The organism is Baaleninema simplex PCC 7105 (genome assembly GCF_000332355.1).
Classification (GTDB): Bacteria; Cyanobacteriota; Cyanobacteriia; order Cyanobacteriales; family Geitlerinemataceae; genus Baaleninema; species Baaleninema simplex.
In genome coordinates this window covers 698,755-724,696 of record NZ_KB235958.1, presented here as the reverse complement: position 1 = coordinate 724,696, position 25,942 = coordinate 698,755, and the positions used below count along the sequence as shown (strand labels likewise).

At 50.1% G+C, this 25,942-nt stretch carries 22 protein-coding genes; 9 read left to right on the top strand and 13 right to left on the bottom strand.

Annotated elements, in window-relative coordinates:
• The first annotated feature begins 494 nt into the window (after positions 1 to 494).
• The 5 genes from GEI7105_RS36725 (at position 495) to GEI7105_RS0105110 (ending at position 9,304) form a co-directional block, all read left to right on the top strand.
• Complete coding sequence (locus tag GEI7105_RS36725; RefSeq protein WP_144053674.1) at positions 495 to 1,025, top strand: hypothetical protein; 531 nt, start codon at positions 495 to 497, stop codon at positions 1,023 to 1,025.
• Between the two features lie 41 nt (positions 1,026 to 1,066).
• Positions 1,067 to 2,002: a hypothetical protein gene (locus GEI7105_RS0105135; RefSeq protein WP_017659416.1), complete on the top strand. Its 936-nt coding sequence runs from the start codon at positions 1,067 to 1,069 to the stop codon at positions 2,000 to 2,002.
• Between the two features lie 447 nt (positions 2,003 to 2,449).
• Positions 2,450 to 2,977 (top strand): hypothetical protein, encoded by a 528-nt coding sequence (locus tag GEI7105_RS0105125; protein ID WP_144053673.1) that lies wholly within the window; start codon positions 2,450 to 2,452, stop codon positions 2,975 to 2,977.
• 205 nt (positions 2,978 to 3,182) lie between these two features.
• Positions 3,183 to 4,130: a hypothetical protein gene (locus tag GEI7105_RS36720; RefSeq protein ID WP_144053672.1), complete on the top strand. Its 948-nt coding sequence runs from the start codon at positions 3,183 to 3,185 to the stop codon at positions 4,128 to 4,130.
• Between the two features lie 140 nt (positions 4,131 to 4,270).
• Complete coding sequence (locus tag GEI7105_RS0105110; protein ID WP_017659411.1) at positions 4,271 to 9,304, top strand: RHS repeat-associated core domain-containing protein; 5,034 nt, start codon at positions 4,271 to 4,273, stop codon at positions 9,302 to 9,304.
• A 168-nt stretch (positions 9,305 to 9,472) separates the two neighbouring features.
• Here the strand turns inward: GEI7105_RS0105110 and GEI7105_RS0105105 are convergent, their stop codons facing one another.
• The 4 genes from GEI7105_RS0105105 to GEI7105_RS0105090 all read right to left on the bottom strand — a co-directional run bounded on the left by GEI7105_RS0105105 (position 9,473) and on the right by GEI7105_RS0105090 (position 14,088).
• The gene (locus GEI7105_RS0105105) at positions 9,473 to 10,264 is read right to left on the bottom strand and encodes a YdcF family protein (RefSeq protein ID WP_017659410.1); all 792 of its coding nucleotides are present in this window, start codon (positions 10,262 to 10,264) and stop codon (positions 9,473 to 9,475) included.
• 14 nt (positions 10,265 to 10,278) lie between these two features.
• A complete protein-coding gene (locus tag GEI7105_RS29125) occupies positions 10,279 to 10,803 on the bottom strand; it encodes a hypothetical protein (protein ID WP_144053671.1) in 525 nt (174 codons plus the stop codon).
• A 236-nt stretch (positions 10,804 to 11,039) separates the two neighbouring features.
• The gene (locus tag GEI7105_RS0105095) at positions 11,040 to 12,086 is read right to left on the bottom strand and encodes a DMT family transporter (protein ID WP_017659408.1); all 1,047 of its coding nucleotides are present in this window, start codon (positions 12,084 to 12,086) and stop codon (positions 11,040 to 11,042) included.
• A 13-nt stretch (positions 12,087 to 12,099) separates the two neighbouring features.
• Positions 12,100 to 14,088: a serine/threonine-protein kinase gene (locus GEI7105_RS0105090; RefSeq protein WP_017659407.1), complete on the bottom strand. Its 1,989-nt coding sequence runs from the start codon at positions 14,086 to 14,088 to the stop codon at positions 12,100 to 12,102.
• 168 nt (positions 14,089 to 14,256) lie between these two features.
• Between GEI7105_RS0105090 and GEI7105_RS0105085 the strand changes: the two genes are divergently transcribed.
• On the top strand, positions 14,257 to 15,624 hold the full coding sequence (locus GEI7105_RS0105085; protein WP_017659406.1) for a hypothetical protein: 1,368 nt from the start codon (positions 14,257 to 14,259) through the stop codon (positions 15,622 to 15,624).
• On the opposite strand, the gene GEI7105_RS0105080 is transcribed toward GEI7105_RS0105085, so the two are convergent.
• The 3 genes from GEI7105_RS0105080 to GEI7105_RS0105070 form a co-directional block, all read right to left on the bottom strand.
• Positions 15,621 to 16,361 (bottom strand): HAD family hydrolase, encoded by a 741-nt coding sequence (locus GEI7105_RS0105080; protein ID WP_017659405.1) that lies wholly within the window; start codon positions 16,359 to 16,361, stop codon positions 15,621 to 15,623. The genes GEI7105_RS0105085 and GEI7105_RS0105080 overlap by 4 nt on opposite strands.
• Positions 16,362 to 16,953: 592 nt before the next feature.
• The gene (locus GEI7105_RS0105075) at positions 16,954 to 17,070 is read right to left on the bottom strand and encodes a photosystem I reaction center subunit VIII (protein WP_017659404.1); all 117 of its coding nucleotides are present in this window, start codon (positions 17,068 to 17,070) and stop codon (positions 16,954 to 16,956) included.
• A 62-nt stretch (positions 17,071 to 17,132) separates the two neighbouring features.
• Positions 17,133 to 17,615: a photosystem I reaction center protein subunit XI gene (locus tag GEI7105_RS0105070; protein ID WP_017659403.1), complete on the bottom strand. Its 483-nt coding sequence runs from the start codon at positions 17,613 to 17,615 to the stop codon at positions 17,133 to 17,135.
• A gap of 193 nt (positions 17,616 to 17,808) precedes the next feature.
• Between GEI7105_RS0105070 and GEI7105_RS29120 the strand changes: the two genes are divergently transcribed.
• Positions 17,809 to 18,702: a GDSL-type esterase/lipase family protein gene (locus GEI7105_RS29120; RefSeq protein ID WP_083862321.1), complete on the top strand. Its 894-nt coding sequence runs from the start codon at positions 17,809 to 17,811 to the stop codon at positions 18,700 to 18,702.
• On the opposite strand, the gene GEI7105_RS0105060 is transcribed toward GEI7105_RS29120, so the two are convergent.
• Genes GEI7105_RS0105060 through GEI7105_RS0105040 form a run of 5 tightly spaced genes read right to left on the bottom strand, consistent with a single transcriptional unit; the run spans position 18,679 to position 22,162 of the window.
• Entirely contained in the window at positions 18,679 to 19,707 is a 1,029-nt protein-coding gene (locus tag GEI7105_RS0105060; RefSeq protein WP_017659401.1) for a GDSL-type esterase/lipase family protein, read from the bottom strand. The genes GEI7105_RS29120 and GEI7105_RS0105060 overlap by 24 nt on opposite strands.
• On the bottom strand, positions 19,707 to 20,225 hold the full coding sequence (locus GEI7105_RS0105055; protein ID WP_017659400.1) for a DUF1499 domain-containing protein: 519 nt from the start codon (positions 20,223 to 20,225) through the stop codon (positions 19,707 to 19,709). Before GEI7105_RS0105055 ends, GEI7105_RS0105060 begins: the two co-directional genes overlap by 1 nt.
• 55 nt (positions 20,226 to 20,280) lie before the next feature.
• The gene (gene dndE, locus GEI7105_RS0105050; RefSeq protein ID WP_017659399.1) at positions 20,281 to 20,679 is read right to left on the bottom strand and encodes a DNA sulfur modification protein DndE; all 399 of its coding nucleotides are present in this window, start codon (positions 20,677 to 20,679) and stop codon (positions 20,281 to 20,283) included.
• Positions 20,680 to 20,685: 6 nt separating this feature from the next.
• Positions 20,686 to 21,012: a hypothetical protein gene (locus tag GEI7105_RS0105045; protein ID WP_017659398.1), complete on the bottom strand. Its 327-nt coding sequence runs from the start codon at positions 21,010 to 21,012 to the stop codon at positions 20,686 to 20,688.
• 40 nt (positions 21,013 to 21,052) lie between these two features.
• Entirely contained in the window at positions 21,053 to 22,162 is a 1,110-nt protein-coding gene (locus tag GEI7105_RS0105040) for an RRXRR domain-containing protein (protein WP_445958251.1), read from the bottom strand.
• Between the two features lie 559 nt (positions 22,163 to 22,721).
• Here GEI7105_RS0105040 and GEI7105_RS0105035 point away from each other — a divergent pair.
• A complete protein-coding gene (locus tag GEI7105_RS0105035) occupies positions 22,722 to 23,129 on the top strand; it encodes a hypothetical protein (protein ID WP_017659396.1) in 408 nt (135 codons plus the stop codon).
• Between the two features lie 57 nt (positions 23,130 to 23,186).
• A complete protein-coding gene (locus tag GEI7105_RS40340) occupies positions 23,187 to 23,276 on the top strand; it encodes a cytochrome b6/f complex subunit VIII (protein WP_063714980.1) in 90 nt (29 codons plus the stop codon).
• Positions 23,277 to 23,590: 314 nt separating this feature from the next.
• On the opposite strand, the gene GEI7105_RS0105030 is transcribed toward GEI7105_RS40340, so the two are convergent.
• Positions 23,591 to 25,846: a RelA/SpoT family protein gene (locus tag GEI7105_RS0105030; RefSeq protein ID WP_017659395.1), complete on the bottom strand. Its 2,256-nt coding sequence runs from the start codon at positions 25,844 to 25,846 to the stop codon at positions 23,591 to 23,593.
• Positions 25,847 to 25,942 lie beyond the last annotated feature (96 nt).

The following is a 25,942-nucleotide window of genomic DNA, read 5'->3' as shown; positions in this document are numbered from 1 at the left end:
GGAGGTTGGGTTTCGCGCTCCACCCAATAACAGCTCAATTCAATGCAGAGACTCCGATCTGATAAATTTACATTTTTGAGATCCACCTGTCGAAGTTTAGTTTTTTGTATCCGAAAGCTACATTTGTCGTAGCAAAGTCAGCAATTTCTCAAAGCGAAAAAGCTCAGTGAAGCTTGCTCTTAAGAGATGTAGTTTAGTTTTAAACTAAACTCTCTTTTGTCAAACTAAGGTAAGATTCTTAGCTAGAAAAAAGTCTTAAACATCTTGAAAGGTTTGAGTTTGGGAGATTTTATGAGCTAAAAGTCTACCAATCGTAGAATTCAACTCGAAAGATCGATCGAACCCTCTCCCTGACAAGAATTAAACGGCTGCGATCGAAATTTTCATTCCGATATAGCGAAAAACAGCTAATAACGATCGCCAGTTACTCACAGACACTTAACTTAGACACATCTCTGTAAATCACACCAGTAATCTTGAAGGAAAAGTCAATTATGTTTCTCGAACAATATCAAATAGATGCACTGTTTAAAAATGCGAGTGGTTCTCCCTGGGTGGGGCAAGTTCACTGTCTAGAATGCTATCGTGAATGCGTCCCATTCATTGCAAGCGATCGAAAATATATCGTTCAATTCATAACGCCCTATTTTTTTCAGGGGAGTGAATTTTACAAGGATATGTTGTTTCCCATGAAAAATGGTGATTACTTCATTCCTAAATCAGCTCACCGTCTTACCGACATTTCTGTCGTCAATGAAAGTAGTGGCAATCTGTCGATGTTAGACCCTCTATCAGAAACAGAACTCAGATCGTTTGCAGAAGGTCTCTGTCGTTCTTACATACAATTTGTTGAAGAGTACCTCCATATCAATCAGTTTTTTTCTCGTTTCGTGAACGACAAAATGGCTGATTTTTGCAACCAAATCATCGTCAAGAATTTTAGCGACTATACCGACAAATTTTCGATCGAAGTCTTCGAGAATCTCGCACCGCCCAATTATGGGTTTCAAATTCACCAAAAGTAACGCCACAGAAAAGGAACACCATAGAAAAGCAAGGAGAGCTTATGTCTGTCACAAAATTAGCCAGTTTTAAAATCGAGTTTACCGGGTCTAATCGACATCTATACTACAATGGAAATCAACAGGTATCGGTCACCGTAACCGCCCAAAAAATCGTAGATGGTAATTACGTGGATCTGACGCCAGAGGAGAAGAATAGCATTAAAGTAACAGAGCGATCGGAAAATGTTAATGCACCGCTCCCTCCAGGCTGGCATTCCGATACAGAAAAAAATGAATATGCAGAAGGAGCTTTTTCAGCAACCTCTTCTGTAAAAGAGCGTCTCGATCCGATTCCCATAAACATAGATTTCATCAAAGCTGACGATAACAGTCCGAATGTGGCCATACGGTATCTGAGAACCACGGAGACAGCTTCTCGCCAGTTCATGGCAACGATTGTCGTTGCAGGAACCACATATTCGACGAATATGCCGGACTTTAATCAGTACATCAGTGTCAGTCCGTCTTCTCCCTATCAAATTCAAGTCTCGAACTTAAAACTCGAACGAGATGATGCTTATAACAAGGAAGTTTCTAAAGGTCAGCATATCGACATAGATGTTTACTATTGGACTCTTCCTTCTGGTCTCAAGGTTGTACGTCAGAGTTTCTCAGATTATTTGAACGTCTTTTTTAGCAAGCATTACCCATTTTACCTCTCTGGCAGTTCTCCGGCTATCTGTAATAGTCTGATAAAACCTCACGTGACTTCACTCGATGTGAATGACTTTATTACGCAGCAGTCAGGAAATGTTCGACTCTACAGTGCTGGTATTTATATTCGCGGAGTACGCTCTCGTGCTGATGGTTATTCTTATGTATCTCCCGGTGAGAAGCCATATATCAGTACAACCATAACCGACACCTATGGATGCGTCCATAGCTATCGCTGCTATTCCGAGAACGACCATAATACTCTCAAGTTGACTGATGCTTGAATGCAATCTGCTAGGTAGGAACACAGGCTTACTGGTGCAAAAAAGTCCTGAAACCCTTGTGAGAAAAGATCTCGCCGTATTAAAGGGTTGCCCGCAAAATCCCAGATCGGTAAATGGCTGCCGGAGATCCCCGGCATCTTGGAGATGCCGGGGATCTGGCTCGACTTCAAATCCATATTTTATGTATTTTGTCAATCCCCGATCTCGAAAAGTTTTCTGCACCACTGAGGGAACACAGGAAATTAAAGGTCAATTTGAGTAGAGCGACAGCGAACCCTAACAACAGATCGATCGAGTACAAAAAACTTGTATCTAATGGATTCACATTTAGATTTGCATTTTTCAGATACACTCAAAACGGAAAAAATGGATCGATCTTCCGAATCTGGTAGGTAAAGTTAATACTTATAGCCTCGTTCGCAAGCAATCTTGAAGGAAAAGTGAATTATGTTTCTCGAACCATATCAAATAGACGCACTGTTTAAAAATGCTAGTGGCTCTCCCTGGGTGGGACAAGTTCATTGTCTAGAACGCTATCGTGAATGCGTTCCATTCATTGCAAGCGATCGAAAATATATCATGCAATTTATAACGCCCTATTTTTTTCAAGGAAATGAGTTTTATCAAGATATGTTGTTTCCGTCTACTGATGGGGGCTACTTTATCCCCAAAGCCTCTCACCGCCTCACTGATATTTCTACAGTAAATGATGACGGTTCTTTATCTATTTTAGAGCCTTTGTCAGAAACAGAGTTGAGGTCGTTTGCCACAGCACTCAGAAGTGCTTGCATAAAGTTTGTAGAAGAGTATCCTCATATCAATCAGTTTTTTTCTCGTTTTGTCAATGACAAAATTGCTGAGTTTTACAATCGAATTGTTATTGGAGATTTTCGCGAATATGCTGACAGATTCACTGTTGAAGTTTTTGAAAATATTGCTCGCCCTAATTATGGATTTCAAATCCATAAAAACTAAGTTTTGACTCTAGTTTTTGTCGAGATTGGCATGGAGGATCGAGACTTGTATTCTCTATTGAAAAAGGTATTTCTCGAGTTCGGCTCTCTACCTCATGAATTTTAACCCAAAGTCCAGCTCTATGATGGCTTCAACAATTTCTTACAGAGCAACTTTGGAAAAGCCCCACAAAACAGCACAACGGTAAAATTAGGAGGACTTCATTATGTCTGTCACAAAATTGACCAGCTTTAAAATTGAGTTTACCGGGCCTAATCAGCATCTATATTCTAATGGGAATCAACAACTATCGGTAACAGTCATCGCACAGAAAACCGTAGATGGTAATTACGTAGATTTGACGCCAGAAGAAAAGAACAGCATCAGAGTCGCTGAACGGTCTGAAAATATAAATGCTCCTTTACCTCCTAATTGGTATTCCGATACACAACAAAATGGATTCACTGAAGGTTCGTACTCTGGAGCGCCTTTTGCGCGAAGGAGTCTCGATGAAGCTCCAGAGGAAACACATCCGATTCAGACCTATGATGATTCTAATCCAAATGTTGCTGTACGCTATTTGAGGACAACCGACACCGCTTCACGTCAATTTATGGGGACGATTATGATTGAGGGTACGAAGTATACCACCAATATGGCAAGCTACAATCAATATTTGAAGGTTACTCCGACAGCACCCTACAAAATTACAGTGGATCGTCTTCAACTAAACAGAGACGATGCTTTCAACTACGAATATAGCAAAGATGAATCTTACGATGTTGATATTTACTACTGGACTCTACCAAATCTAACTGTCAAACAAGAATCTTTTTCTGGAGCGGGTTATCGGAGTTCTAAGCTGGAATTTTGTTTTGCTAAAGTTATTGATAGCTCTGTTAGAGATGGTGCAGCAATTAAGAAAGATGTTACCTCGCTGACTTTGGGAGATATATATGGATCGAGTCATAATTCTGGGGCTAATATTCCCTTAAGCTCTAGTGGTTCTTACATGAGAGCATTACGTATTTTAATCACAGGTAGAAGTACCAGTCCTACTTATAGCAATAATCTTTCTTGGACGATTGTTGATAACTACGGCTGCACTCACAAATTTATTCTCCGTGCGGCCGCCAACAGTGACTACAATACTCTCTCACTAACCAACGGATAGCGAACTCAAACTATCTATCGATGGTAGAAACAGCTATTCAATCATCGAGTTCTGTTCGCTCAAGATACGAGTGAGAGTGGCGTTACTCTTTGAACACACATGACTGAGATAATTTTGTAAAAATTAGGAGATCGCTCGAAATGGCAACCAATATTTATTCCAATGCCTTTAATTTCAGTTCTTACCTAACTGGAAAAGTCGATCTGCGTACTGGACAATATGGATTTACACTGAAACTGGCAACCTTGCATCCGCGATCGGCTCCGAAACAGACTCGGGATATAGTTTTAACATTTTCAGCACTCAGTACCACTAACATTGGCTATGGTAAAGGCTGGACATTGAACTGTAACAGTGTATACGACGACAAAACAGATACGATACGATTGTTCGATGGAACCAGCTATCAAGCCAAATATCTACCGAATAGCGGACCGATCGAATTCAAAGATAAGAAAATTAAAGATACAGTTGCCGTTCGGTCTGGAGATAAAGAAATTCAAGTATTTTACAAAAATGGCATTGTAGAAGTTCTAACAAAAGTGAGCGATGTCTCTCCCTATCAAACTACAACATGGATTTTGGAAAGTGGAGAAACATTCCATTACCATTACGATCTGTCTACCAGCCACCTGACTTCAATAACCAATGCAGACGGGACGACGCTTCTTAGTTTAACCTATCAAAGCAGTGGGAGAGAAATTCGACACGCCGATACATTAACTTCAGAAGGTAAAACAGCAAGAGTGACTTTTGCATTTACCAATGAAAATTTAACGACGATTAGTCTTCCCTACGATCCCAGCGTCATATCTTACAGTGAATTTGGTACTCAACTCAATTACGACGACATTTACGGTTTTTCAGTTATTCGGCGGGTGGTGTCTCCGGTCGGTGATATAGATACGATCGCGTACAATCGGGACGGTCATCTTGTAGATACAGGGATATATATTCCCAACGTCCGTGAATGGACGGTGTATCCTGGAGGCGATCAGCCGATCGTTCGTAAAACCTACCAGTACAGTTTGGGTAGTAATTTCTTAGGGTATCCAGTAAACGGCGGTTATCGAGAAGGAATTGATAACCTGTACCTCGCTATTGGAAATTATAGTTACTGGGGTGAAGAAAGAGTCGTCAATCCTAACAACGATACAGACATTCTAAGCTACACCAAGAATACCTTCAATAAATTTCACTTACAGACCGAAGAAGTCACCCAGCGAGGCAATGCTCGAGTAACAGAAACGACCACTTATAACGAAATACCGGGAGAATCCTTTGAGAACCAACCCGCCAATCTTCGGTTACCGAATAAAGTCAGCACGACCTATGAATTTACCGATACTGGGGACAGTCGAACGATCTGTACCGAACTCACAACAGACGAATACGGAAATATACGATCGCAAATCGATCGAACTGGAATTAAGACAGAATACGAATACTATCCCCAGGCTGGAGAATCGGGAAAATGTCCGGCAGAACCATTCGGATATTTTGTGCGATATCTCAAACAAAAAACAATCGTTCCCGCACCGATTGCAGGTTTGTCGCAGACCAATAAGGTGATGTCGTACACCTTTACTTCAATTCCTCGATTGCCATCTGTACCGGGGGACTATTTTGTCGTCAAGCATACCGAAACCTCTAATGGCGGAGCAATCCTACAAACCTATGACTATTACAACGATCCGAATAATTTTCGCTGTGGGTTGCTCAAAACACTTTCTAAAGCTAAATCTGGAAAAACCTTAATCCAGTCCTTAGATTATATTCAAGAAAATGGAGCCACCCGCAAAGCTTCAACAGTCACAGGTTTCGACGGACTGACCGCTAGTAGCAGCCAAACGGTCTGCGATAGTACGGCACTTGTGCTACAGCAGGTCAATATCGATGGCGTTATCTCAAATACGAAGTACGATGTTTTAGGTCGGGTCGTTAAAACCACTTCCGCAGTGGGGACGCCATACGAAACACAGGAAACCCACGAATATAAATTTGTAGGAGAATCGGAAGGAATTACGCAAAGTCAAGTCATTTCGACCGATGCAATGGGAGTTCGTATCCGCGTTCGGTTTGATGGTCTCGGACGTACTTTAACGAAGGAAATGCAGGACGACACTGGTGCGTTTTGCGAGATGAGTAAAACTTCTTACGATTCCCTCGGACAGAAAATCACTGAGGTCAATCGGGATTACTCTAACGGTGAAGTTTGTTTCAGCAATACGAAGAATTATATTTACGATAATTTTGGAAAAATTTCTGAAATTCGGCATAGTGATGGGCGTATTGAAACCAGTGTGTTCGATCCGATCGCCTTAACACTAACTGAAGGTTTGAAACTCGATCGCGGTGGAGACTCCTCGTTGTCTTCAGTGCGGACAACTTATAATTTAGCCAAACAACCCATAAAAGTAGAACGTCTGTATAGCAATGGCAGCGTTTACAGTACGGCAACAATTGAGTACGACGGATTTGGTCGCAAAAAAAGTTTCCAAACAACAACTAATCAGACATCAAGTTTAGAATACGATTCGTTCGACCGAGTCGTTCGTGCCGTACAATTTGACGGAAATGAATATCGAACAGAATATGCAGATTGGTCGCAGGGAGCGCTGATTGAAAAACTGAGTATTGCAGATTTATCACAAGGCAGCACTCCAGTTTATACATTGGGCGAACAAAAGTTCGATGGTTTAGGTCGCACGGCCGGTCGCACAGTTGGGGGTCGGAATACTGTCTTCGCTTATAACGGATCTCAAGATTATCCCACCAATGTTACGACACCGCGCCAAAATACCATCGACTTCAAATACCTTCCAGAGTTAAACCTTCAACCCCAAAACGTGACCACTTACACGGGGAGTACAACTCAAGCGAACAACGTATTTAACTTCGCACACAAGACACTTAGTGGTTATCCCACTGGTAGTCTAATCAGTGTGGAAAACGAGAATGCAACTTACACCTATCGATATTCGACTACGGGTTTGCTAAACGAGACGGTGTTTACCGATAAAACAGTAACACCAAACGAAACCACATCTACTCGTGCTACTCATACGTTAGCCGGAGTTCGACTCAGCACTAGCATCGGTCCAGAAAATTCTCCCTTGACCCAAATTACATATAGCTATGATTCGTATGGTCGCCCGATCTCCACAGAACAGAACGGCGTAAGATCGACCACCCAGTACGATGCTTTTGGTCGAGTGCAGACCAATACCACTGAAAATGCTACGGGAGAACAGCAAGTTGTTGAAGTCACGTATGACGAGTTCAGTCGCGAAACCGAACGTCATATTGTCCTCAAAAATAGTAACAGTCAGACCCTATACGATTGCCGCATACAACTGTCTTACGATAAGGGAAATAAGATAACCGAACGTATCCATAGGGTCGAGAGCGAGACGCTCACCGAAAACTTTACCTACGATGTCAAAAACCGCTTACTCCGTTATACGGCGACAGCCACTCACGATGCACTTTTACCCAAGAACGAATACGGACTCGCGATAACAACTCAGGTATTCGCCTACGATTTACTGGATAATATGCGATCGGTTACCACAGATTTTAGCGATCGCAGTAACAACGTCGCCACCTATTTCTATGAAAATGCTGACAACCGACAGGTCAGCAAGATCGCAAACACACATCCTTCTTATCCGTCCGAATTACAATTTCGGTACGATGCTGACGGCAACCTGATCGATGATGGAGCAGGTCGTACAATGGAGTATACGACTTCCGGGCGATTGGCTCGCGCGATCGACAATGGCACAGAAACAGTTCGCTATCGTTACGATCCTTACGAACATCTTCTTGCAACAGACAAACCGAGTGGCACAAAAGCCGTTCGCCACTATGTCGCAGAGCAGGTTGCATTGGAACGAGAGGACAATGGCTCCACAATTTTTGTATCTCACAATGGAATGCCTATTGCTGAAATCGATTCTGGAGACGTACGACTTCTAGGTGCGAATTCCCAAAACTCGACAATCTCAGTATTTGACGAGTCGACAGGAGAGGTTAAGACGCAGTCCTATACTCCATACGGAGCGAATCCAGAAAGTAATTCGAGAATTGGATTTAACGGCGAACTCAAGGATCGCTCGACTGGCCTGTATCATCTCGGAAATGGGACTCGGACGTACAACCCAAATTTAGGATTGTTCGCATCGGCAGACACCTGGAGTCCGTTCAATGGCGGGGGGATCAACCCTTATCTTTACTGTCATGGAAATCCGTTGAATTTGATGGATCCTTCAGGTCACTTCAGTACGGGGTGGGATCTGGGACTGAACATCTTTTCGTTCATCATCGACGCCATTGTTGTCGGATTGGCGATCGCCAGTATTGCTACAGGAGCAGGGGCAATTCTTGGAGCAGCAGGGTTGGCTTTGCTGGGAGGTAGTTTGGGACTGGTGAGCGATACGCTTGGGATTGCTGCTGATTCTATGGCGATCGACGATGAAAACCGAGGGCTTAACCGAAGTGACACAATTCAAAACTTAGGCTTTGCCTCTGGTATCTTTGGGCTAGCTTCTATAGGCATTGACTTAGGAACTGCGGCATGGGATATCGGTAAAATGGCTGTCAAGGGTTCCAAGTTAATCGATCGAACGGCAGAAGCTTCCAAGATAGTCGCGGGTTACGATGCGGCCAGCGAAACCGTCACCCTCACTCGTATCGAACACACGGGAGATGCATCTCGTTCGCTAAGCCGCAGTGATAATTTGACTGATGCAGTGTGGGTCGAAAGGGGCATCGTGGACGATCCCAACAACCCAGGATTATCCTATATCGATGGTACAGTGTATTCTCGATCGCATCAGGTTGATGAAGTCGCAAACTTAACCTTTAGCAGGTCTTTTACGAAAAGTGAGTGGAGCAGCCCATTTATCGATTTTCTAGGATTTTCCTTAATACCGGGCAAAGGCTATGCCCGAAGAATTATAGGGGTGAGTATGGGCGTTTCTTCCCTGGCTGCGAGTATTGCTTTATTGAGTAACACAACATGGAAACCCGCTTCAGCTAACAACAATTCCGATGGAAATAAGGTTACTGGTGTAAATTCAAGTTCGAGTTCTAATCTGTCTACATCCACTTCAACTCAATCGGAGCAAGGGCTAGTTGTAAATCTCAGAGAAAAATATCCATTTCCGTAATTGCATTTCTTTCATTGCCCCCACCTTCGAGGGGCGGTGTGCGTCTTTCAGGGAAGAGTTAAGGGGGTAGAGTGCAGAGTCAAGAATTCTCACTCTACCCTTTTTCCTTTCCACTCTTCACTAATCAACACACGCCCGACCTCTGTGCATTATCAACGATCGATTGCCCTAAAGCCAACCGCGTAACCCATACACGACAATTCCCACATATTCCTTGAGGGCGCGAGTCGTCAGAGCCAGTCGTTGAGCGTCGGGCATAATATTAAGGACGATCGCCTCCCAACTGTCAGACATAGCGGCGAGGCTGGCGTCTGTCACCAGAAAGTCCGTCGGGGCGGGGATGGCATCGATTCCCTGCTTCTTAAACACCCGCAGCGATCGCGGCATATGCAACGCAGAGGTGACGAGAAGAACCCGTTGAATTCCCCGTTCCTCGAGAATTTCTTTGACGTTGACGGCATTTTGATGGGTGTTGAGAGAGGTGCGATCGAGCAAAATTTGCTCTGACGGAACCCCCATCGCTTCGACAATTTTCGCCATGTCTTCGGCTTCCGAACCCACTTCGCCCCGCCAGCTAATGCGTCCGCCGGACAACACCACGTACTCGGCTTTCCCATCTAAATAGAGTTTTGCGCCGTAGAGGGTACGATCGCCCGCTTCGTTGACTTCCACCCAGGGACGCGGCGGCGAGGGCGATCGCGTCGCACCCCCCAACACCACGATCGCCTCAGCGGTGGGAAGTTCTTCAGTGGGAATATGCTGACTTTCGAGCGATCGCACCAATCCCGCACACACCCATCCATTCCCCCCCGCCATCAACACCACGAACGCCAGGAAAACGGAAAACGCCGCGCACCGAGGACGTTTCCACAGCAATACCAAAGACGCTAACATCAATAGCAGACTCAATCCCAGCGGATAAACGAACAGCGGGAGGAGTTTAGAGAGGAAGAAAAACATGGTGGAACTTCAACTTAGTGAGGGTTGCGGTCGATCGATCTGACGATTTCCTGCACCGTGGGTTTCAAGCGATCGTACTCCACAATTGTCGGATCGAGGCGTTTGAGGGAATTCAAGCCGATCGATTTCTGCGATCCCACTTCTCGATCGAGCGTTGCGGTGTCGAGAACGTAAAACTCCCATTGCGAAACGTCCAGAGGTTCGATGCGATCGAAATCCGTTTCGCAAAACACACAAAAAACATACAGATCGGCACGTCGCTGGGCTATGTTTGGACATCCGGCTTTGAGACGAGTTGTATCGAGATATTTCGGTTGAATTGAAAATTTAATATCTGAGAGCTTCTCCTGTTCCCAAGCCTGAACGTATGCCGCACTTTTAACTTCTATCTTAAATCCCTCGAACTCCACATCTCGATCGTCCCACTCAACCCGAACCGGGGTTTTAACATCGAGAGCAGACGCCACGATAAATTCAGCTAAAACGCCGCGAATCGTATTTTCCAGCAAATTAGAACTCGACCACTGCCAAAAATCCAATATGGTAAAATTTAGAGACTTACCTCGATTCAAAAAAGGTTGAATCTTTAAATATTGTTTTGGATCGATCTGGCCTAAAGCTCTGTTGTCTTCTCGATTCATTGCAGTTGATTTGTATTTTTAAGATCTCGTGAGTTTCTTGATTTGAAACAGAATTCAACTCAAGAAATTACTCGGTGAAGAATTGAATTTTCTGAAGTCAATTAAAACCACATTTTGGTCTTGATTTTTTAAAGTTAAATTCCCTTGAAGCCAACTTCCATATCTCGCTCTTTCTTTAAGCGCTCTCGGACTTCACCCTGATGTTGTTTCCAAACTCCAAACTGATTGAGTGCAATTCCCAAAATAATCGCACTTCCACCAATATACTGAGCGGAAGTCGGCACTTCACCCAAAATAAAATACGCAGCCAAAACTCCTGCAACCGGACTAAACGAGCTAGCGAGGGAAACTTCTGACGCGCGAGTGGTTTTAAGACCTCGAAACCAACAAAGTTGTCCGCCGACGACGATAACTGCACCGTAAACGAACATCCACCTCCATAAAATGGGTGAAAAGATATCCATAAAGTGAGACCAACCGAAGAGAACCATCACGATCGCAAAGAAAACGGCCGTTCCGACCGCCGTTCTCACGAGTGTAAACAGTCCCAGCGAAACGCGAGCGAGATTGGCTTGACTGATAGTCGTCGAAATAGCTAACGCCACCGCTGCGATCGCCACCATCACCTCCCCCCGTCCGATCGACATCATGTTTCCCATCGAAATCGCGTCGTCTGTCGGCGGTTGGAGAACGACCGTCAGTGCGACCCCAGCAAAGGAAACGATCGCCCCCAAAACTACCCATTTGTTGAGTCGTTCTTTTAAAAAGAGAACCGATAGCGCTAACGCTAACGGCGGTTCGAGTCGTCCCACGAGAATAACGTTATTCACCGACGTTCGCTCGATCGCCATAAAAATCAAAGCAGGTGCTAACGCCCCCGATAACACCGCCACAACCGACAATTTCAGCCAAATTTCACGAGAGAGTTCGGCGAGCGATCGCGCGTTTAATCGATCTTTATAAACGACACTCAACACAAGTAACGCACAAAGATTTCCGACAAACAGAACGTTACAAAACGAAATTGGATTTCGACCGTCAATTAAATTTTGCGCCCCTAACTCAGTCAGGCGTCGCGTGACCGAATTCGCCGCCGCAAAAATCAGCACCGCCAATAGCAGATACGCTCGCCCTGGAACACGACGAATTACATCGCTGACTCGACCGAATAAATTATCCATTACCTATTTGAAATTAAGGATTTCGGGCGCTCACACTCAACTCAAACGGATGCGATCGCGGTGCGACCACGTCGATTTGATAGGTTCCTCCTCGATCTATTTTCGCCTGCCAAAAGACCACGTTCCTCGCTTCAGGAATCGGCTGACCGTTCGGTAAACGCACCGTAAAACTCACCTCCGTTCCTTCAGGAGTGATGGGGTACAGTTCCACCCCGAGAATCTGTCCGCCAGCAACCGGAACCAAATAACGTTGAATCACTTGAGGGCGAGTCGTTCCCGTCACTTGAACGTCGTTCTGTCCCGCTGAAAAATTCAACCGCTCGATTTCGACTTGCGATGGTGGCGACGTGGGAGTCGGCGTCGGCGTGGGTGTGGGAGTCGGCGTCGGCGTGGGGGTCGGTGTGGGGGTTGGTGTGGGTGTGGGAGTTGGCGTCGGTGTGGGAGTCGGTGTGGGAGTCGGCGTCGGCGGTGCAGTGAGCGTCAAATTCAGGTCGTACTCGCCATCGGGAACACCGCGAACCGTTTTCAGTTGTACCGTATATTGCCCGTCTGTTTCGAGTTCCCCTTCCCAACCGAAAACCCGCTGCGATCGCCCCGCAACCGGTTCGCCGAGAGGGTCGAATACCGTCAACACGACCCGTTCCCCTTCCACAAAAGCATTCAATCGCGACCCGGCTTCAGCTTGAAAGCGGTAGTTGTCCGTACCGTTGGCGTCGAGAACCCCTTGAGTTTGGAACGTCGTCCCTGGAGTCAGATTGAGGATGCGATCGAACGTAATCTCTTCCGGCGTCGGGGTGGGACTCGGACTCGGCGTTGGAGTGGGACTCGGACTCGGCGTTGGAGTGGGACTCGGACTCGGCGTTGGAGTGGGACTCGGAACTCCGAGAGGTTGTTCGGGAGTGGGACTCGGGGTGTCGTCGTCCGACCCAAAGAAAGCGTTCACTAACGTCCAAGAACTCCATCCCGTCAGGAGAGCGAGGACGACCACCGCTACCGCGATGACAACGGGATTTTCCCAAGTCGAAGGGCGATCGCCCCTCGACGAAGAGTCCGAACGCGTATCGGCTTGCGTTGGGGGAAGGGGTTCGACGCGGCGTCCGACAGCGACCGTTTGCATTTGGGACGGTTGCGCGACCGGAGGAGACGCACCTTGAGAGGAAACGGTATCGAGTCCAACCAACGCGTTGAGGACTTCCTGGGCGCTTCCGTAGCGATCGCCCGGACGAGCGGCGATCGTTTTATTGAGGATCTGGCTCAGTTGCGGACTGACCGCAGCAAAGGATTGCCAATTCCACGCAAACTGGCGATCGTCGTAGAGATCTTGCGGTTCCCGTCCGGTCAACAACACGATCGCCGTTACCCCGAGAGCGTACAGATCGCTGTGAGGATAGGCGCGTCCGCCTTGCAACTGCTCGCTGGGAGAGTAACCGACTTTTCCGACGATAGTGGCTTGACGAACCGTATCGACCCCTTGAATTTGCGTCGCGAGTTCCTTGACGACGCCGAAATCGATCGGAACGGGCAAACCGTCGCGATCGCGGCGAATGAGGTTGTCGGGAGAGAGATCCCGGTGAATCACGCCCTGACTGTGAATGTAGTCGAGAACGGGTAGCAACTGCCGTAACAGTTGCACGACTTCGGCTTCAGAAAAACGTTCCCCGCGACTGCGGCGATCGCGCCAGAGATCTTGATAGGTCTGTCCTCGCACGTAATCGCGCACGATAAACAGCCGTTGGTTTTCCTCGAAGATAGCCTGAAATTCGGGAATTTGCGGGTGATGGAGATGGTAGAGAATTTCCGCTTCCCGTTGAAACAGTTCCTTAGATTTTTCCAGGGTGTCGGGTTCGGTGTTACTGGGGGCGAACTCCTTCACCGCACACTGTTCGTTGAAACGTCCGCGATCTTCGGCGAGATAGGTACGCCCGAACCCCCCTTGTCCGAGGGTTCGAACGATGGTGTAGCGATTTTGTAACAGAGTGCCGGGAGAAAGCGGAGGCTGCATAAAGGGTAAAAACGAGAAATAAGATAGAAGGGTCGTTCGGATTTATTGTATCGGGCGGACGTATCGCTTCCCACGCAGTGCAACAGCACTTTCACAGTCGTCACAGGCGCGAAAATAAGAGAAGCCCCCCGTGTTAGGACGGAATTACTCTTAAATCTAGAAACAACGATGGCGATCGCAAGTTCTCCTTTAGAGTTTATCCCGCCGGATTTCAACCCTGGCGTTCGGCAGTTGGCGCAGTTGACGTTCCCGATCCTGCGGCGGTGGAAAGCCGGAATTCAAGAGGTACACGGGGAAAACGTCGAACAGTTGGCGCAGCTATACCGTCAGTTTTGCGACGGAGAAGCGCGGTTGATACTGGCGTTTCGACACCCACAGCCCACCGATCCGCTGTGTTTGGCTGCTTTGGTTTGGGACTTGTTGCCCCAAACGGCACGAGAGCGGGACATTGCACTTCCCTCGCCGACGCACTTCCATTTTATTTACGATCGCGGCATTCCCCTGTGGTTGGGACGAGGTACGGGTTGGACGCTCTCGAAGTTAGGGGGAACGTCACTGCGTCGCGGTCAGCTCGATTGGGTGGGATTGCGATCGGCCCGGGAACTGCTGGCCTTCGGCCGCTTTCCCCTAGCGGCGGCTCCTGAAGGCGCGACGAACGGCCACAACGAAATCGTCAGTCCCTTAGAACCGGGGGTGGCACAGTTAGCGTTTTGGGCGATGGAGGATTTGCAGAAAGCAGGAAAACCCGATCGCGTGGCCATCGTCCCCCTGGGAATTCAGTACGAGTTCGTCTCGCCGCCGTGGAAGGCGATCGCCCGTCGCTTGCAGGCGTTGGAAATCGCCTGCGGCTTGGACGTAAACGGTTCAGACACCGATCGAGCCTCGCCCGAAGAACAGCTTTATCCTCGGCTGTATCGCTTGGGGGGTCGCTTGTTGGTGTTGATGGAGCAGTTTTACGCGCGAACCTACCAGCAACCGTTACCCCACGAGGGGGAAATGCCCCAGTCCAACGAAGAACTCTCGGAGCGGTTGCAGACGTTGTTGGATGTGGCGTTACAAGTCTCGGAATCCTATTTTCACTTGCGGACGAAAGGCAGTCCCATCGATCGCTGTCGCCGCATCGAACAGGCGGGATGGGAGCGAATTTATCGCGAGGAGATGAAGCAACCGGGGCAACTGTCGGCTGTCGAACGGGGACTGATCGATCGCATCGCGGCGGAATCGCAGTTACGAATGTGGCATATGCGTCTCGTGGAGCATTTCGTCGCCGTCACGGGGGGTTACGTGCGCGAAAAGCCGACGGTGGAACGGTTCGCCGATACCCTGGCTTTGGTGCAGGAAACCTTCAACCAAATTTGCGAGCGATCGCAGCCGTTGAAACCCTTGGGCGATCGACGAGTTCGCTTGACGGTCGGCGATCCCCTCTCTACCTCGGATTTTTGGGACACCTACACCTCGGGGCGTCGCGGAAGCCGTCAAGCAGTGGCGGATTTGACCCAGGCGTTACAAGGGGCGTTAGAAAAGACGATTCGCTAGAGGGACAACACGCGGATGTCGTCGAGTCGAGCGATCGCCACGTCCGCCGCTTCCAGATGTGCCGCTTCGGGGGTTCCCCAACAAATGCCGATCGCTCCGGCCGCCCCCGCTTTCCTTGCCATTTCGATATCGAGGGGCGAATCGCCCACCATCAGAGCGTTTTGGGGGTTGACCCCCAACGCGTCGCAAGCGTTGGCGAACAGTACCGGATCGGGTTTGCTGGGGCCGCGATCGACCCCCATGCGGACGGAAATATAGCGATCGAGCTGGTGTTCGTTCACGAACCGTTCGACCCCTTCGGTGGTATCCGCCGAGAGAATCCCTAGCTTCAACCCCGCTTCGGCCAAATGTTGCAGCACGTCGAGAGAGCCGACGAACAGCGGCGAGGATTGCGGTTTACCCAACGTGCGATCGGCCTCTTCAAACGCTTGTTGCGCCACCTTTAACGATTCCATCCAGCCCCGTCCTGTTTCGGCGACGAACGCGGCGGCGGCGATGAGGTTTTCGTGACGGCTGCCAATGGCCAAAAGTCCCGTCGGATCGAGAGTATCGCCGTCGATGCCGTATGCGATGAGGGTGGACTCTCCCGCACCGGGAATTTGCGCGTCCAGTCGTCGGGCCCGTTGAATTCCCAAAATTCGCAAGAATTCTTGAGAGTCCTCGAGCGTACCGTCTTTATCGAATACCACTGCCTCGATATCGTGAAAGGTTACGTCGCGGCATTGAATGCGAAACATCTATCTCCAAAATTAATAATTTACAATCGATCGGTCGTTTTAGCGAACAAGAGTTTTTCACATTTCGGCTGACAATTCAACTCCAACCCCTTCGAGATCGTTCGTTTTTGTACTCAACATCATTGAAATTAAAGTATTATTTTATAATAAAAATATTATCTAACTTATTTTAGGATATAGCAGTCCCAAATGAGTATTCAAAAATTAAAACATCCGAAAAAATCTGATTCCCCGTTCCCCGTTCCCCGTTCCCCGTTCCCCGTTCCCCGTTCCCGATTCCCTTTTTGCCTCAATTTTGTTACACAACTGATTTAGGGTTGCTATAGCTACTAAAAAGTAATTAAATTTTATAACTTTTCGATCGCAAATTTACCCCCAACATGGAGTTGTACAGAAACCGAACCTCAAACAGCGGCTGTTCGATTCCAGGCAGGAGCCTCCCTGTGTCCTCTGTGTCTCTGTGGTGAAGATGTTTGGAAGCCTACCTGATTCTGGGTTTGCCGTCAAGTCTAAAAACAGCAAAAAAAAGAGGAAGCAAAAGCCTCCTCTTACAACTGTTTAAAACAGTAAAAACTGACTGCAAGAAAACGTATTAAGCGTCTTGTTCGATGTAGATGAACAACAGACCCATCGTCACGACCGGCATCAGCCAGCAGACGACAGGAATCAGAATCCAAGGCAGATAAGAAGCTGCATAATCGCCGCTCATGTGAATCTCTCCTATCTCAAATAACTCAAAAATAACAGTCGATCGCGTGTTTGAACCCAGGTCTAGTAGTTCACCAGACCTCGGAAAATCGCATCGACGACATCGAAGTTTTGCAGCAGGAAGAACGCCACGAAAGCGCTTCCCATACCGCCGACGAAGAATCCAGCAGTGAACTGGCTCCAGCCTTCAGAGGTTTTCAACGGATCGTCGCTGGTAGACTCGCCTTGATAGGACACCAGACCGTAAGCGGCCAGACAAGCCGTGGCGAGGAGCAGCAGGGTGACGCCGGAAATCAAACCGCCCAAGTTGGCAAATTCCGAATCCCGTAGGGGGCCGAGTTTCACCCAAGGGCCGATGATGAAGTAGCCGTGAGCCATACCGATTTCGAGGCCGCGCAGGATCGGCGACAGTCCCGAACGATAGGCTGGCAGGTTGCCGATGAAGGCGCGAGTAAATTCAGAATCGCTAATCGGGGTTGATAAGTGACCCAGTTGAGGGTCGCCTTTATATGCTTGGACCACCCCAGTATTGGTGGAATCAGCCATGCGAGTTTCTCCTGTTCTCTAAAAATTCTTAACGAAGAACTTTAAGCTAACATTTTAGGCAAGGGCGGGTAATTTAGTCCCACAATGGCGGAGGAACTTTAGAAAAGTTCACCGAACGGCGCGGAGAGCGAACTCTCCGGAGGCGATCGCCACGACCCTGCAAAATAAGGACGTACTCTGTTGTAACGATACGATGAATCCTGCTTCTGTGTCGATCGTCTTGGGGTGGATGCCGCTGTTGGCGCAGGTTCACCCCCCGTCTCTACCGTATTTTGAAACCCCGACGACGGAAATTGTCTCGCAAGCTTCAGAGTCCGAGGTGGCAGTCGTTCCCGGTCGCGTCCCCGTCTCGACTGCCCAACTGTACCAACAGCGGTTGGCTGCGTTGCGATCGGGTACGCTTTACACCCGTCAAGCTCGCGATAGCTTTCAACCAGACTGGATCGGTGCTAGGGAAAACCCCACTTACGAGCAATGGGTCGCCCTTCTCGGTCAGGAAGCCAAAGCGATCGCCGCCGGTCAGGGAGACAACCGCCTGTCCGTCACTATTGGCGATTCGCTGTCGTTGTGGTTGCGGCCGGGACTGTTCGAGGACGATCGCCTCTGGCTCAATCAAAGCATCGGCGGCGAAAATACCGCCAGAATTCGCAACCGCCTCTCGTTGCTCGAGGGGACGCGACCCAACAGCATTTATATTATGGCGGGCGTCAACGACCTCATCGGCAACCGCAGCGACGAGGAGATTCTGACGGACTATCGAGAGATTCTGTTGCAACTGCACCAAAACCACCCGCAAGCTCGGTTGGTGGTGCAGTCGATTTTACCGACGCGACACGAGGCGGTGTCGAACCTGCGAATTCGATCGCTCAACCGAGAACTGGCGACGATGAGTTACCAAATCGGCGCGATTTATCTGGATTTGTACCCTCACTTTAGCGACGAAGCCGGACGAATGCGATCGGAACTGACCACCGACGGCATTCATCTGAGCGATCGCGGTTACGACGTCTGGCAAAACTTCATCCGTCAGGTGGAGTATCAAATCACGATCGACGAAAAACGCTCACAGACGATCGAGCAGCTTTAACAACACTAACGCCGCCCGAGGGTTGGGATGGAGTCCGTCCGTCGAAAACTCCCGCTTGAGATTCCCCGACTCGTCCGTAAAGTAGGGATTGAGATCGAGAAACTCGATGTCGGGATAGCGATCGAGGACTTCTTTGAGTTCGCGATCGATCTGATGGACGGCGGCGTTATCCACATCTGCCATCCGGGGATCGTTGAGGTCTTCGTCAGGCGATCGCGGTAACACCGAGGCAAACACCAACCGGGTTTCGGGGTATTTGCGGCGGATCGTCTCGATTAACACTAGCGCATCGCCGAAAATCTCCTGCGGTCGTCCGTGGTTGAGCAGTTCCGGCGTCGCGGCGCCGAACACGACGATTTCTTCAGGAGGATGGCTATCTGCAAGTTGTTGGACTTGGGCGGTCATTTCCGCGAGGCGATAGGCGGGAACCCCCAAATTAACATCGTTCGGTCCTAAAAACTCGTCGGGAATTGCCAAGGCGATGGAACTCCCGACGATGGCGCGGCGAATTTGCGGCTGCGTTTCGACAAACTGTCGGTATTCAGCCAGTTTCAAGCGATCGTAATCGGATTTGTTGGGGTAAATACCCGTATCGGCTGCAATTTCTGCCCGACGTTCGAGAAACTCGTCAGACAGATAGGCGGTGAGTTCGGCGGATTTCTGTAAGTACCAGCGTCGCCCGTCCCAGCGGCGATCGGCAACTGCCGCCAATTTCGCGCGTTCTGTGGCGTCGAAGGCGATCGCGACCTCTGGCGGCGGTAAAGGTCTCGGAATTGGAACGGGAGACGCAGACGGCGTCGGCTGTGCCAGACCCACCCCCGCAAACGGGGTATAGTCCGAAGGGATGGGGGAGCGCGATCGCAGAAACAAACGGTTCTGAACGACAATGGCACAACCGCCCACGGCTACGAGAAGATACAGTAGCGTACTCACGGCCTCGGGGCGCTGTCCGAGGTGGTCGAGCAGCTGTAGGAGTCGCTGCCACAGGGGAATCGAGCGTGACATCAGCCGTCAAACTGTTTTCGGAGGTCTTCGATCCGCTGGCGGTTAACACCGAGATCGGACTGACCCAGACGAGAGGCCGATCGCACGTGGACGACCCCCTCACCCTCGGGTGCAAAAAATTCTACGTCGTCCACGAACCCCATGAGTTTCGAGGTAAATTCGGCGTAGAGATAGTTGGGTTTCGCTTCGATAATTTCGGCGTTTTCGGTTGTTTGTAAGAGGTCTTTCAATCGCGCGATCGCTGCTTCGGACGTCGTGTCGTAAGTCAACGGGGCGATCGAATGTTCGGAGTCGTCGCTGTGACTCGAGACGCAGTTGGGCGAAGACGGACAAGGGGCGAGGCGATCGCCTTTCACGCCTAAGTTATCGGGACGCTGGCCGGAAAAGTGAAATAGACTTGCCATGTAAACAGGGGGGTAGACTGTGAAGGTCGGAACGGCCATCGCGGCCGGGGCGATCGCGCTTCCGAACAGCAACAGGCACAGGACAACGACGGCGACGCGCAAACGGGCGAACATGAACTCGAATCCTGACTCGACAGTTCCGATTGTATACGCTCCCTCTGGTAGTTTTCTACGTCGCGGGGCGATCGCCGTCGAGCCAGGTCAGCCAGTCTTCGATCTGTTGAACGTCGCGATCGCTAGCTAAGTAGCCGATTCCTCGGTTGAGGTGAAGGGCGAACTGTTGGGCGAGGGTGTCGCGATCGGTGTCTAAGCCATCGTTATAGCAGCGTTGTTTGAGGGCGATCGCCAACGCATCGGCCATTTCACCGCCAAACACCCGCCAGCTCATTTCCACGTTGCTGTCGCCCGAGATCGGAACTGGAGACGGGGGACTCTCTTCGGCCAGAGACCGACAGAACGCCCAGCGACACAATACGTTCCAGCGATCGATCCGAGTTTGACGTTTGAGTTTCGTCAGTTGGTCTTTGGCGGTTTGCGAGAGTTTGAAGCGTTCGACGGGATACTCCATAGGGCGTTATGGCTGGGGTTCGTCAGAGGAACCACTGGCGAAAAACAGGCGATAGCCGCCGTAAACGAGAACGGCGAGAATGGCGACGCTGATAGCCAGAGACACCAGACGCAACAGGGTTTGTAGAATCGAGAACCCTAACACGATACCGCCGATCCCCACCGCCACCTGTCCGATGGGGGGGAGGTTTTGAAACCAGGTTCGGGCTTGTTGGTACAGGGTTTGGAGCGAGTTGGGACGGTCCTCGTTGGGGAGGTTGTCGTTGTTTTGATGGCGATCGATATCGAGTTCCAACTCTTGCAGTCTGCGTTGCCAGTCAGATTGTGGGTTCATCAAAATCTCCTTTGTGGATACCCCGCTTGAAATCTGCGATTCAAGCGCGGGAGGAACAAAGCGCTGGTCGAGTGGGGTTCGATGCCCCCGAGACCAGCAAATTCGTGTTGGGGGCGAGCAACTGCACTTTAGAAGCGCTGAACTGTCCGAGACGCTTCCAGTTAATATCGCTGACGGATACTTGACGAGCGGTATCTCCAGAAACCCAGCCCCAATATTGGCGTCCTGCCCTAGACGCCCGAACGAAATCACCTTTTCTGAATCCGTTCCGGTTGACGGTTCCGCCATACTTGCGACGTTTGCCACCCTGGGCAGGTTGCAGAAGGTGCAACTGTCTCCGACAGATGGGAGGACGGCGAATCACTCGAAACGGTGCGGGAGTAATGCAAACACTACCCTTCCACCGATGTCCGCGAACGTTCGTTCCGTGGAACGACTCATATCGAACGAACTGAGACGAGGCCAGGGCGATACCGTCTACCGCATGGGATTCTGGGGTCGCTTCACCTTTGTTGCCAGACTTGGACAGTCCCAACTCTCGTCTCAGGTTGGCAGTTTTCCAACCCTGCAACTGCACCACTGGGGCGATTTCTTCCATTTGTTGGATCGCCCAGCGCTGCCCGACCATCACGGGAGAAAAACCCCTCCCCGAACGAGCCGTTCGCCGTCCGCTGGTTAGATCGACATCCGCTCGAACGTATTCCCAGACGATGGTAGAAATGGGAAATATCACCGCCAATTCCCTAACGACTCGCAATTCGAGTTGTCGGTTGGCACGGATACTCGGCGGCAGTTTGTGTCCCTTGCGATTAGAGAACCGCGATGAGCGGTGATTGCGAAACTTAAACGGCACGTTGCGGTTGATGCGACGAGAGCGTCTAGTACGCCGCATCGTGCGTCGCTGCTCCATCCGTTTCTTGACCGTCTCGAACGGCAAAATCAGATGTGCCATGAATAGCGTAGCTTTGGCTGATTGCACGGCCACACCCGAAAAGTGCTTGCCGGGGTCTACTCCAACCGCGACTTCTTGGGTCTGGGTGTCGCTCGGCTCAACGGTCAGTTGGACGTAAAACACTCCGACATCTGACCATTTTTGAACCGCTTTTCCTTCTTTGAGCCAACGTCTCGCCCGACTGGGTTTTGTTGGCATCAGAGGAACACCTTCTTTTGATACGACAGGGACTCGCATTTAAGATAATTCTCCTTTTGGGAGTGTTTGCCTCTTCGACCACAGCTATCAAGATGTCCTGTCTGACAGCACCGAGGGATTTCTCGGTTTGGAGAGGGCAGAACGAGAGGAGTATTCTGCCGTCCGTTCCAGATAACTGCTCTGAGGTCTAGTCAATGCTTACGATGAGGGATGACCCCCCTCAAGCCCCGATTGGACTGTCTGGCAGTCAATCGCGGGTCATTGACAAGCCTTCGTAAAACGCGAAAGAACTCCGTTCCGCTATCGCGAACGAAACCGAAACGCTGGTTCCTTAGCTGATTGTAGCGAATGGAAGCGCCCCGCTCCAAGGCGAGAACGCTGAACCCGAAGACGCGGGACGACCGGTTATGACCGCCGGATAACTGGCATAAGTTCGGGGAGATTTACAAGGCAACGAGAGACAATCAAACTAGAACGAAGGTAGAACTCCTCTCTTTGGGAAAATTTATCGAATTGAGACAGTTCTAACCGTTGTATTTTTGGAGGAGGTCGATCGAATATGAAACGTCATCCCCTTTCGATCGCGATCGCAGTCGCTCTCGGCGTCGTTTTGGGAGTTCCCGGTATCGCGCGAGGCGAAACGATCGAACTCCGGTCGGGTTTCGAGACGGAAACCCTTGCGGGAACGTCGGGAGGAACGCAAGCCAGCGACGATTGCGGGGCGATCGCGGCTCGTCCCAACCACGAGTTACGATTGACGGAAGATTTCTCCTATTTGCGAATTTCCATTGCTGGCGGCGGGAATCCCACGTTGTTAGTCGTCGGCCCCGACAACAGCGATCGATTCTGCGCCCGCAACACGCCGCAACAGTCCGGCTACCTGCAACAAGGAACCTATTACATCTACGTCGGCGATCGCAACGGAGAAGCCCATCCCTACACCCTGTCGATTTCAGAAATCCCCTAACTTTGCCGTATCATAAGGCTTGGTATTCAAGCTGAATTTAAATTCGATACGAAACCTATGGATATTCTGAGTGCTGGTTGGGCAGGCTTGCTCGTGGTCTTCACCTTTTCGATCTCGTTGGTGGTCTGGGGACGCCGAGGCTTCTAAACCGTCTGCCCTGTGGAGACATCTCCAGAAAGCGAGGCATCCTTGCGGTGTCTCGCTTTCTCGTTTGACAGGGGCGGTGCGCCTCTTTCAGGGAAGAGTTAAGAGTGTAGAGTGAAGAGTTAAAGAGGAATTCCCACTCTACACTCTGCCCTCTGCAACTCTACACTGCCAAACACGCACCCTTGTCTGTTGGCGGTGTACATTGTCGGTGCGTGACGATTTCTCGGTCTCACGTTCGACACCCGATTTTTCAAGTCACGCACCCTACGCCTGTTCCCCGTTCCCCGTTCCCCGTTCCCCGTTCCCCGTTCCCTTCACTTGTGCATTTCCCCCAAACGCCGCAGGTTCAGAACGTCGCTCATTTGGCGGATTTGGGCGAAGGTGCGCTCGAGTTGCGTGCGATCGCGAATGCCGATTCCCAAGTCGATAATGGCGGGTTTTCCGTCGCTGGTTCGCACTTGGGCGCTGTGGACGTTGATGTTGTTGTCTTTCAATCGCGAGAGAATATCGTTGAGAACCCCGACGCGATCGAGAACCTCGATGGAAATATCCACTGGATAGGTTTGAGCGCGTCCGTTTTGATGAGGGCTGTTCCAACTGATAGGAACCAGTCGCTCTCCGGGGATCGACGCTACGTTGGGACAGTTTTGTTGGTGAATGGAAATGCCGCGATCGCTCCGCGTGACCACGCCGATTATCGGCTCTCCGGGGACGGGTTTGCAACATCCGGCGATGTGGTACACCATCCCTTCAATTCCCGCAATAGGAGATTTGCTCGTGGTGGTGTCGGGAACGCTTCCGGTTGAGAGCGACAGCGTCTGTTGGAGGGTTTTCGGGGTTTCGGGAACCTCTTCTCTGGCCTTGACGGCATCTTGCAAGCGGTTCACCACTTGATTCAAGGTCACTTCGCCGTAACCCAACGCTGCCAGTAAATCGTCGACGCTGTGGTAGTTGCAGCGTTCGGCCACGTCCTGCATGGGGTCGGATTTGAGCAACGCCTCGAAGCCGCTTTTCCCGAGTTCTTTTTCCAGCATTTCTCGCCCTCGGGAGAGGTTTTCGTCTCGGTGCGATCGCTTGTACCACTGACGAATTCGGTTACGGGCGCTCGGCGTCACTACGCAGTTGAGCCAATCTAAACTCGGATGGCTGTTTTTCTGGGTAATAATCTCGACGATATTGCCGTTTTCGAGGTTGGAGTCCAGAGGAACGATGCGCCCGTCGATTTTCGCCCCCGCGCAGTGGTTGCCGACTTCCGTATGGATGCGATAGGCAAAATCGATCGGCGTCGCCCCTTGTTTGAGCGACACTACGTCGCCGTTGGGCGTAAAAACGTAAACGTCGTCTTCAAACAGATTGTCTTTAATGCTGTCGAGATATTCCTGAGCGTCTTTGAGATCGCTTTGCCATTCGAGAAGTTGGCGCAGCCAGGTAAATTTCTCGTCTTCAGCCGTCCATTGCGACTGTACCGACCCGCATTCTTTATATTTCCAGTGAGCGGCGATCCCGTATTCGGCGATGTGGTGCATTTCGTAAGTGCGGATTTGCACTTCGATGGGGCGTCCGCCTCGTCCGATCACTCCCGTATGTAAGGACTGATAGCGGTTGGGTTTGGGCAAACCGATATAGTCTTTGAAGCGACCGGGGATCGGGTTGAAGGCATCGTGAACCACTGCTAGGGCGCGATAGCATTCGTCGTTGGTGTTGACGACGATCCGCACGGCAGCGATATCGTAAATTTCGTTAAATTCTTTGCGCTGTCGCTGCATTTTGTGAGCGATACCGTAGAGGTGTTTGGGGCGTCCGCTCACCTCGAATTTGGAAATTCCCGTTTGCGGGAGTCGTTCTTGCAAAACGGAAATGACCGATTGAATGCGGGATTCGCGATCGGCTCGTTTGTCTGTGACGAGTTCTCGAATGTTTTGATAGGCTTCTGGGTCGAGATATTTAAACGAAAGGTCTTCGAGTTCCCATTTGAAGCGTCCGATCCCCAGTCGGTTGGCCAGAGGGGCGAAAATGTCGAGGGTTTCGCGGGCGATGCGTTTTTGTTTTTGAGGGGGAAGGTGGTGCAACGTCCGCATATTGTGGAGGCGATCGGCCAGTTTCACCACGATTACGCGGATGTCTCGCGCCATAGCCAGGAACATTCGTCGGAAATTCTCGGCTTGGCGTTCGGTTTTACTCGAGAAGTTAAATTTCGAGAGTTTGGTGACGCCTTCGACGAGATGACGCACTTCTTCCCCAAATCGTTCTTCGATGTCGTCGAGCGTTACGTCGGTATCTTCGACGACATCGTGGAGAAATCCCGCCGCGATCGTAGCGCCGTTACCTCCCAAATCTCGCAGCAAACCCGCCACCGCCACGGGATGGGCGATGTAAGGTTCTCCTGACGCTCGACACTGCCCTTCGTGCAGGCTGTAGCCAAACTCGAAGGCTCGTTTGACCAAGTCGATTTCTTCTGGGGATAGGTTGCTGACGAGTCCGTGGGGATCGTCGCCGCGTATACAGGCGTCGAGCCAGTCGGGGAGGTCGATCGAAAGGTCGAAGCTACAAATGGGAGATGCTACGTTCATCGGGTCAAGTTAGGCGAACGAGTAAGGGAAATTCGGGAGACTCGATGAATACATGAGTCTTCCATATTTTCTGTATTACAAGATACAGTTTGAAAA

Excerpts from the sequence above, each read along its gene's own strand:
- GEI7105_RS36725 (WP_144053674.1), top strand. The coding sequence starts at position 495 with ATGTTTCTCGAACAATATCAAATAGATGCACTGTTTAAAAATGCGAGT.
- GEI7105_RS0105135 (WP_017659416.1), top strand. The coding sequence starts at position 1,067 with ATGTCTGTCACAAAATTAGCCAGTTTTAAAATCGAGTTTACCGGGTCT.
- GEI7105_RS0105125 (WP_144053673.1), top strand. The coding sequence starts at position 2,450 with ATGTTTCTCGAACCATATCAAATAGACGCACTGTTTAAAAATGCTAGT.
- GEI7105_RS36720 (WP_144053672.1), top strand. The coding sequence starts at position 3,183 with ATGTCTGTCACAAAATTGACCAGCTTTAAAATTGAGTTTACCGGGCCT.
- GEI7105_RS0105110 (WP_017659411.1), top strand. The coding sequence starts at position 4,271 with ATGGCAACCAATATTTATTCCAATGCCTTTAATTTCAGTTCTTACCTA.
- GEI7105_RS0105105 (WP_017659410.1), bottom strand. The coding sequence starts at position 10,264 with ATGTTTTTCTTCCTCTCTAAACTCCTCCCGCTGTTCGTTTATCCGCTG.
- GEI7105_RS0105095 (WP_017659408.1), bottom strand. The coding sequence starts at position 12,086 with ATGGATAATTTATTCGGTCGAGTCAGCGATGTAATTCGTCGTGTTCCA.
- GEI7105_RS0105090 (WP_017659407.1), bottom strand. The coding sequence starts at position 14,088 with ATGCAGCCTCCGCTTTCTCCCGGCACTCTGTTACAAAATCGCTACACC.
- GEI7105_RS0105085 (WP_017659406.1), top strand. The coding sequence starts at position 14,257 with ATGGCGATCGCAAGTTCTCCTTTAGAGTTTATCCCGCCGGATTTCAAC.
- GEI7105_RS0105080 (WP_017659405.1), bottom strand. The coding sequence starts at position 16,361 with ATGTTTCGCATTCAATGCCGCGACGTAACCTTTCACGATATCGAGGCA.
- GEI7105_RS0105075 (WP_017659404.1), bottom strand. The coding sequence starts at position 17,070 with ATGAGCGGCGATTATGCAGCTTCTTATCTGCCTTGGATTCTGATTCCT.
- GEI7105_RS0105070 (WP_017659403.1), bottom strand. The coding sequence starts at position 17,615 with ATGGCTGATTCCACCAATACTGGGGTGGTCCAAGCATATAAAGGCGAC.
- GEI7105_RS29120 (WP_083862321.1), top strand. The coding sequence starts at position 17,809 with ATGAATCCTGCTTCTGTGTCGATCGTCTTGGGGTGGATGCCGCTGTTG.
- GEI7105_RS0105060 (WP_017659401.1), bottom strand. The coding sequence starts at position 19,707 with ATGTCACGCTCGATTCCCCTGTGGCAGCGACTCCTACAGCTGCTCGAC.
- GEI7105_RS0105055 (WP_017659400.1), bottom strand. The coding sequence starts at position 20,225 with ATGTTCGCCCGTTTGCGCGTCGCCGTCGTTGTCCTGTGCCTGTTGCTG.
- dndE (WP_017659399.1), bottom strand. The coding sequence starts at position 20,679 with ATGGAGTATCCCGTCGAACGCTTCAAACTCTCGCAAACCGCCAAAGAC.
- GEI7105_RS0105045 (WP_017659398.1), bottom strand. The coding sequence starts at position 21,012 with ATGAACCCACAATCTGACTGGCAACGCAGACTGCAAGAGTTGGAACTC.
- GEI7105_RS0105040 (WP_445958251.1), bottom strand. The coding sequence starts at position 22,162 with ATGCCAACAAAACCCAGTCGGGCGAGACGTTGGCTCAAAGAAGGAAAA.
- GEI7105_RS0105035 (WP_017659396.1), top strand. The coding sequence starts at position 22,722 with ATGAAACGTCATCCCCTTTCGATCGCGATCGCAGTCGCTCTCGGCGTC.
- GEI7105_RS40340 (WP_063714980.1), top strand. The coding sequence starts at position 23,187 with ATGGATATTCTGAGTGCTGGTTGGGCAGGCTTGCTCGTGGTCTTCACC.
- GEI7105_RS0105030 (WP_017659395.1), bottom strand. The coding sequence starts at position 25,846 with ATGAACGTAGCATCTCCCATTTGTAGCTTCGACCTTTCGATCGACCTC.